Annotated in this window: 5 protein-coding genes; 1 reads left to right on the top strand and 4 read right to left on the bottom strand. The window is 55.1% G+C overall.

What is annotated here, in order from left to right; all coding sequences use genetic code 11:
• Window positions 1–89: 89 nt before the first annotated feature.
• The 4 genes from LQZ21_RS04355 to serC form a co-directional block, all read right to left on the bottom strand.
• On the bottom strand, window positions 90–2,153 hold the full coding sequence (locus tag LQZ21_RS04355; protein WP_411042950.1) for a cation:proton antiporter domain-containing protein: 2,064 nt from the start codon (window positions 2,151–2,153) through the stop codon (window positions 90–92).
• Window positions 2,154–2,356: 203 nt separating this feature from the next.
• Complete coding sequence (locus tag LQZ21_RS04350) at window positions 2,357–3,100, bottom strand: transglycosylase SLT domain-containing protein (protein ID WP_411042949.1); 744 nt, start codon at window positions 3,098–3,100, stop codon at window positions 2,357–2,359.
• 281 nt (window positions 3,101–3,381) lie between these two features.
• Window positions 3,382–4,557: a phosphoglycerate dehydrogenase gene (locus tag LQZ21_RS04345; RefSeq protein ID WP_411042948.1), complete on the bottom strand. Its 1,176-nt coding sequence runs from the start codon at window positions 4,555–4,557 to the stop codon at window positions 3,382–3,384.
• Window positions 4,558–5,670: a 3-phosphoserine/phosphohydroxythreonine transaminase gene (serC, locus tag LQZ21_RS04340; RefSeq protein ID WP_411042947.1), complete on the bottom strand. Its 1,113-nt coding sequence runs from the start codon at window positions 5,668–5,670 to the stop codon at window positions 4,558–4,560. It abuts the gene before it with no gap.
• Between the two features lie 296 nt (window positions 5,671–5,966).
• Between serC and thrC the strand changes: the two genes are divergently transcribed.
• On the top strand, window positions 5,967–7,274 hold the full coding sequence (gene thrC / locus LQZ21_RS04335) for a threonine synthase (protein ID WP_411042946.1): 1,308 nt from the start codon (window positions 5,967–5,969) through the stop codon (window positions 7,272–7,274).
• Window positions 7,275–7,389 lie beyond the last annotated feature (115 nt).

The following is a 7,389-nucleotide window of genomic DNA, read 5'->3' as shown; positions in this document are numbered from 1 at the left end:
CAAAAATAACTTGCCCAAAAGGGCAAGTTATTTCGTTATTGCGTAAGCAATTAGAATAAAATGCATCGCATTTTATTCTTGAACAGTTCCTAAGATCCCCGTTGGAGCAGGAGCGCCACGTCTTCTTTAAAATCGGCGCTGATCACCTGTTCCCGGAGGGTTTCGTCCTTGAGTACCGCCCCTATGGCGGCAAGGAACTGGATATGGGGACCGCTGGTTTTTTTGGGGGAGATCATCAGAATAAACAGGCGGGATTTTTCTCCGTCCAGGGATTCAAAATCGACCCCTTCTTTTTTTACCCCCACCGCCACGCAGATATCCGCCACCGCCTCGCTTTTGCCGTGGGGCAGGGCGATGCCGTGTTCCATGCCGGTGCTCATGGTCTTTTCCCGCTGCAGCACGTCCCGCAGCGCCTCGTCCCGGTTCAACAGCTTTCCCTGCCTATCCAGGAGATCCACCAGCTCCGTGATAATCTCCTCCTTGGTATTCCCCTTGAGGCCCAGGATGATGCCTTCGGGATCGATCAGGGAGAGGACCTCCTCCCGGCTCCGGCCTTCCAGGCTGGAGAGCTCCTGTTTCATTGCCCGGGGGTCCGACAAACGCTTTAGCTGTTGTATCGTATCATGCAGGCCCAGGATCACCTCGTACACCGCGGTTTTTACAAAGGGCATGTCCACCTGGCTTGTTTCGATGGTTAGGGCGCTTTCTTTTTTGGTGATGGAAAGGGCACTATCCCCCTTCCGGGCCTGGAAGAGTCCCTCGTCCATATTCATCATCTGGACATAAAAGCCCTCGGCCTTGAGGTCCTTAAGGAGGGTATCGAGCACCATATCGGCGATCTCAAGGGAGTGGAATTCCCAGGCCGCGGCAGCGGAATCGTCCCCCTTGACCGGTTTTTTGGTCCCGGAACCGGATTTTTTAAGGAAGACGCTCAGCAGGGGGGGCGCGGTCAGGGTGGTAATCAGGGTCATCAGGATGATCACCGCGAAAAGCTGATTGTCCAGGATCCCCGAGGCCAGGCCGATACCGGCAATGATCAGGGCCACCTCCCCCCGGGGGACCATCCCGGCCCCTATCCGCAGGGCCCCCCGCAGGTTAAAGCCCATGAGCAGGGCCGGGCCGCCGCAGCCGGCTATTTTGGCCAGGACCGCCCCGGCCGTATACAGGGCCCCAAAGATCAGCACCCGGAGGGAAAAAATTTCCTTCACATTGACCATCATCCCCATAACCGCGAAAAAAACAGGGACAAAAAACTCGTAAAGCCCCCGGATCCGCTCCTGAATAACCGCGGCAATATCGGTTTTTGACAGGGAAAGGCCGGAAATATAGGCGCCGATGATCATGGCCAGCCCCTGTTTTTCAAAAATTCCCGCCAGAATCAGGGCGATGCCCAGGGCAAGAATGGAAAAATCAAAGGTTTGTTTAAAAAATTTAAGGAAGGCGGCGATTTTTTTTGAAAAAACAAGGCCCAGGATGGTAAAACCCAGCCAGATACCAAAGGCCTTGCCGGCAATACCCAACACGCCGGAGGCATTCAGGGCGTCCGGGCCGCCCGGTCCCCCGGTAATCACCGCCACGATGCCCAAGACCACCGCCAGCATGATAATCCCCAGGACATCGTCGAACACCGCCGCGGCGAGGATGGTCACCCCTTCGGGGGAATCCATCCGCTTATGGTCCGAGAGGATCCGGGCGGTGATCCCCACCGAAGTAGCGGTGGAGAGGACCCCCAGAAAAAGACACCGGGGGTCCGTAAAGGAAGCGTGGAGCAGGGCCGCCCCGGTAAGGCCGCCTATGACAAAGGAAAGAATCACCCCCCCGATGCCGATGACCCCTCCCGCCAAAGAATACCGCAGGAAAAGCCCCAGATCCGTCTCCAGGCCGGAGGCAAAAAGCAGAATAATTGACGCCACCACGGCAAAGGCGTAGAGTTCGGCGCTGACCGCCAGGGGACCCGCTTCCAGTGGAAAAAAGCCCCGGGGAAACCCCGGCAGGGCCAGCCCTCCCAGGGCGTAGGGACCGACGATGACCCCCGAGAGCAATTCCCCCAATACCGGGGGAATCCCCAGCCCCTTTGCCAGCCTGCCGCAGATACGGACCACGAAGATGATAAAACCAAGCTGCAGAACCAATTCCGCCATCCGTTCACTCATATCCTTACCTATATATAGAATTTAAGAAATTTACCACGAAGGCGCAGGGCGAATAAGGAAGGAAGAAGAATTAAGAGAGGAGGGAGGAGTTAAAAGTGAGGAATGAGACCAACCTCTTCACTTTTCATTCCTCACTCCTAATTCCTCTCTCTCTCTCTTCTGCGCCTTTGTGGTCATCCTCTTTTATGGCCCAATCGGCTGGCTTACCGGTAGGGGAAAAAGGCTATTTGGACCAGCTCCGCTCTTTTTTCGGCGGCCGGTGTCGCCGGGTCATGGGGCGTATGGAAATCTTCATTCAAAAGATACTCAACCCGAAAAGCCTCTTCGATCCGGTCCCGGGAGTCCAGAATTCGGGAAATATAATCCAGGGTCCGTTTGGGGGTATTGTTGGATTTGACCTTGGTTGCCCCGGCATTGTACATGGCCAGGGCCGCAAGCTCCGAGCCCGCCGTGTCCAGGCACCAACGCAGATGGGCCATGCCCTGTTGGGTATTGGTCTCGGGGTTAAAAAAGTCCGCTTCCTTGAGCTGGGGGAACGACCGGTTGTTAAGCTGAAACAGACCGCGGTCAATGCTGCCGTTTACGTTTTTCCGGTTGATCGCCCGTACCGTAAACTGACTTTCTTCCTTACATAAGGCAAAAGCCAGGGCAGGGGAAACATTGTATGCCTCCGCCTGGGCAAGGATAATCGAAGCCAATAGCCGGGAATCGGCGATCAAACTGAAAAAAGCGATCACCTCATCCCTAAAATTGGGGTCCCGGTAGGTTTCAAGGATGATGTCCCGCCGTTTTCCCGACTCAAAGATGGAAGAATTTGCCATATCCAAAGCCAGCCATGCCGGAATTTCCACCGAACTAACCGGCTCGATCACATCCGGCTCCGGAGGAGCGGGGGTATAGGCAAAAACGATAGAAGTGGTTACCACGACGGATAATATTATTGACACCACCCCTATATAAAAAAACGCTTTCCACTTTAAATACAAAATTATAAACACCTCATTCTTTTTTTAGCGGCTCATCCGCCGCCGGCATATTTTACCCATTAAGCCAATTTTAAGTTTCGGTTAGTTTTTATCCTAACTTTAAAAAAAGCGGATCGAACCGACCGCTTTTCCCTTACTATTATATCACATTTAAGGCAAAAAAACAACATTTTTAACACGATTTTTTGAAAATTTTGTCAAAAAACAGTACAATTTAGTAAAATATGGTACTATTTTCATATTTATTCAATCTGTTCGATGGTTCTGACCCGGATGATCCCCTCCACCTTTTCAAGCTGTTCCCGGACGCCGGGAGGGAGCCGCTGCTCCGTATCGATGATATTATAGGCGTATTCGTCCCGGTGGTGGTTGATCAGATCCGTGATATTGATCCCCGCCCCGGCGAGGATGGTGGTTATCTGGCCGACCATGTTGGGGATGTTGCGGTTTACCACTAACAGCCGGCAGGGAGCCCGCTGTTCCAGACGGCACCGGGGAAAATTCACCGAATTTTTGATATTCCCGGATTCAAGAAATTCCATAAGCTGATGTACCGCCATAGCCGCGCAGTTATCCTCCGCTTCCGGGGTGGAAGCCCCCAGATGGGGGATACAGATGGTCCGGGGACAGGCCAATAGTTCCGCGGTGGGAAAATCCGTCACATAGACCCCCAGTTTTTCCGAAACCAGGGCCTCGATGATCTCCGCTTCGTTTACCAGCCCTCCCCGGGCAAGGTTAATGATCCGGGCGCCCTTTTTCATGATCCGGAACTTTTCCGCGTCCAAAAGCCCCTTGGTGGTATCCGAGAGGGGCACATGGAGGGTAACATAATCGGCCCGGGCCAGGAGCCCCTCCAGGGTTTCCGCCCGTTCAATATGGCGGGAGAGGTTCCAGGCCGCTTCCACCGATATATAGGGGTCGTAGCCGATAACCTTCATCCCCAGGGCCGCGGCGTCGTTGGCCACCATCACCCCCACTGCCCCCAGACCGATCACGCCGATGGTCTTCCCCCGGATTTCCGGCCCCGTAAACCGGCCCTTCCCCTTTTCCACCAGTTCCGGTACCTCGTCGGCCTTTTCCTTGAGGGATCTCACCCAGGCGATCCCCTCCAGGATGGTCCGGGATGCGAGGAGCAGGGCGGCGATGGTCAATTCCTTAACCGCGTTGGCATTCCCCCCGGGGGTGTTAAAGACCACCACCCCCCGCTCACTGCACTGGGCGACGGGGATATTGTTGACCCCCGCGCCTGCCCGGGCGATTGCCTTAAGGGTCTGGGGGAATTCTATGCCGTGAAGGCTGTCGCTCCTCACCAGGATGGCGTCGGGGTTTGGCAGATCGCTGGCCACCTCGTAGAGATCCCGGGGGAAAAGGTCAAGGCCGTCGGAGGATATCTTATTTATCGTGCGTATGCGGAACATCTATTTTTTTCCTTCTTTTTTCTCAAATTTCTCTATAAAGGCGATCAGCGCCCGGACCCCTTCCCGGGGCATGGCGTTGTAGATACTGGCCCGCATCCCCCCCACCAGGCGGTGTCCGGCCAGGTTCACCAGGCCCTCGGCGGCGGCTTCCCTGACAAAGCGGGTCTCCAGGTCCTTCCGGTTCTCCGGATCGGTTCCCGAGACGATAAAGGGGATGTTCATCAGACTGCGGAAGGGTTTTTCCACCGGCGACCGGAAGATCCGCGAACTTTCCAGATACGAGTAGAGGAGTTCCGCCTTTTTCCGGTTCACTTCACCGATGGCCGCCACCCCTCCCAGCCCCTTAAGCCATTCCAGAACCAGGCCCATGATGTAGATCCCGTAACAGGGGGGGGTATTGTACATGGACCCTTCCCCGGCGGAAATGTCGTACCGGAGCAGGGCCGGGGTCCAGGACGGGGCCCGGCCGATGAGATCCTCCCGGATAATCACCACGGTGGTCCCCGCCGGCCCCAGGTTTTTCTGCGCCCCCGCATAGAGGATGCCGAATTTGGACACCTCCAGGGGTTCCGAGAGGATACAACTGGAAATATCCGCAGCCAGGGGCACCGGGCCGGTCTCGGGCAATTTGTCCCATTTGGTGCCCACGATGGTATTGTTCAGGGTGATGTGGTAAAAGGCGTCCCCCGGATCCGGCGCCGGCGCCGGGGGGATATAGGTATAATCCCGGTCTTTTGAGGAGGCAAGCACCGCTACATCGGCGTATTTCGCCCCCTCCTCGGCGGCCTTTTTTGCCCAAATGCCGGTTTCCACATAGGAAGCCCGTTTTTTCGGGGAACCCGCCTCCCTTGCGGCCAGGTTGAGGGGGATCATGGAAAATTGCAGCGACGCCCCCCCCTGGAGGAAAAGCACCCGGTAATTGGAGGGAATCCCCATCAATTCCCGGAGCAGGGCCTCGGTTTTTTCGATAATGGGCTTAAAATCCCCGGATCGATGGCTCATCTCCATCACCGATTGGCCGGTCCCGTTGGCGTCGGTCATTTCCGCCGCGGCCCGTTCCAGCACCGGCAGCGGCAGGGTCGAAGGCCCGGAAGAAAAATTATATACCCGCAAACCACACCTCCTTACGGTTTCCCCGCCCCCAACCGGCTTTAGGGGAAGCCTCCTTTTCACAAGCTTTCATTCGCAATCCCCTTTGGTTGTGAAATATTTCACACCATAACAAAATTATGATAAAATAAATGAGATTTTGTGTCAAGATCGGGCATTGCCTCATAATTAGATTTTATTTTTAGGCATCACGGGTTCCACTTGACACCGGAGGTTCTTCACGTACCTATACTGTTCCTCTTGCTGATTTTGGGGGGCGGTAGTAAACTAAAAACAGTAGTTTTTTATCGAGGATATACATGCAATTCAGGTCTACCCAGTCAGATGATAGGTTGGTTTCTTTTAAGGATGCGGTACTCCGCTGCCTGCCTGCCGGGGAAGGGCTTTATGTCCCGGCATCGGTGACGGATATGCGGCAGTTTTTTCTCTATATGGATCTCGATATCAGTTATCCGGAGCTGGTGGCGGCGGTGACCCCCGGCCTGCTCCAGGGTGAGTTAAACCCCTTTTCCGCCTCCCGGGTGGCGGAAAGCGCCTTTGATTTTGAACCGGAACTCAAACAGTTGGATGACGATTTATCGGTATTAACCCTTTATAACGGGCCTACCGGGGTTTTTAAGGATTTTGGGATTGCCTTTTTGGCGGCGGTTATGGAAGAACTCATTAAAAACAAGGGCTTTGCCATGACCCTCTCCGCCGCCAAGGGGGATACCGGCGTCAGTATCGCCCATGCCTTTTATAAGCGCCAGGGGATTATTGCGGTAATCCTCTACCCATCGGGGCCGATCCGGGGCCTGGACCCCGCGTTTTTTATCCAAAATGGGGGGAACATTATCCCGATTCAGATACGGGGGACCTTTGACGACTGCCAGCGCCTGGTGGCGGAGGCCATTCATGACCGGCCCTTTGCGGACCGGTACGGGATAACCAGCGCCAACGCGATAAATGTGGGCCGTTTATTACCCCAGGCATTTTACTATCTCTATGCCTTTATAAAGGTCAAACAGCACATAAAGGAAGATCTGATCTTCAGCGTACCCTGCGGTAATTTTGGCAATTTGATTGCCGGACTTTACGCATGGAAATTCGGGCTCCCCCTCAGCGGCTTTATCGCCGCCATGAACGCCAATAATGCCTTTGGCGATTTTTTCCGGGGGAAGGAGTATAGGCCTCACCCCCTGATCACCACCAATTCCCCCGCCCTGGACGTAAGCCAGCCCTCAAATTATAAAAGACTGGTGGCTTTTTATCAGGAAGCGCCGGCGGTGATGCGGAACATGGTGTACCCCGAAACCGTGGACGATCAGGCGACCTTAATTGCCCTGGAAAAAGCCTGGAAGCAGCACCATCTGATCCTCGATTCCCACAGTGCGGTAGCCTATGCCGCCGCGGAACGGTACGCCAAAGGCGGGGGGGATTTTTACGGCCATGTGGTGGTCCTTGCCACGGGTCATCCGGCCAAGCAGGCCGATATGATTGCGGAGATTCTGGGCGCAGAGCTTGAAATTCCGGAGAAGCTCAGGAAGCTCCAGCATAAAACCGACCCGGTGGCCCTTATTGACCCCCAACTTGACGCGCTGCAGGGCGCCATCGCGAGCTGTGTCTAAGCCCCCCCGGGATCGGCCCGTGCGCGAGGACTCCGTAACGGCTAAAACAAAAAAAAACCGTAACCAAGCGGAGGAAAACCGGTTACGGCCAGGCGAAATTACCTTATTGACGAGC

The sequence above is a fragment of the Treponema sp. TIM-1 genome (genome assembly GCF_046533115.1).
Lineage (GTDB): Bacteria > Spirochaetota > Spirochaetia > Treponematales > Breznakiellaceae > JAIRMO01.
Note: the sequence above shows the minus strand (reverse complement) of the source record. Positions and strands in the feature narration are given on the sequence as shown.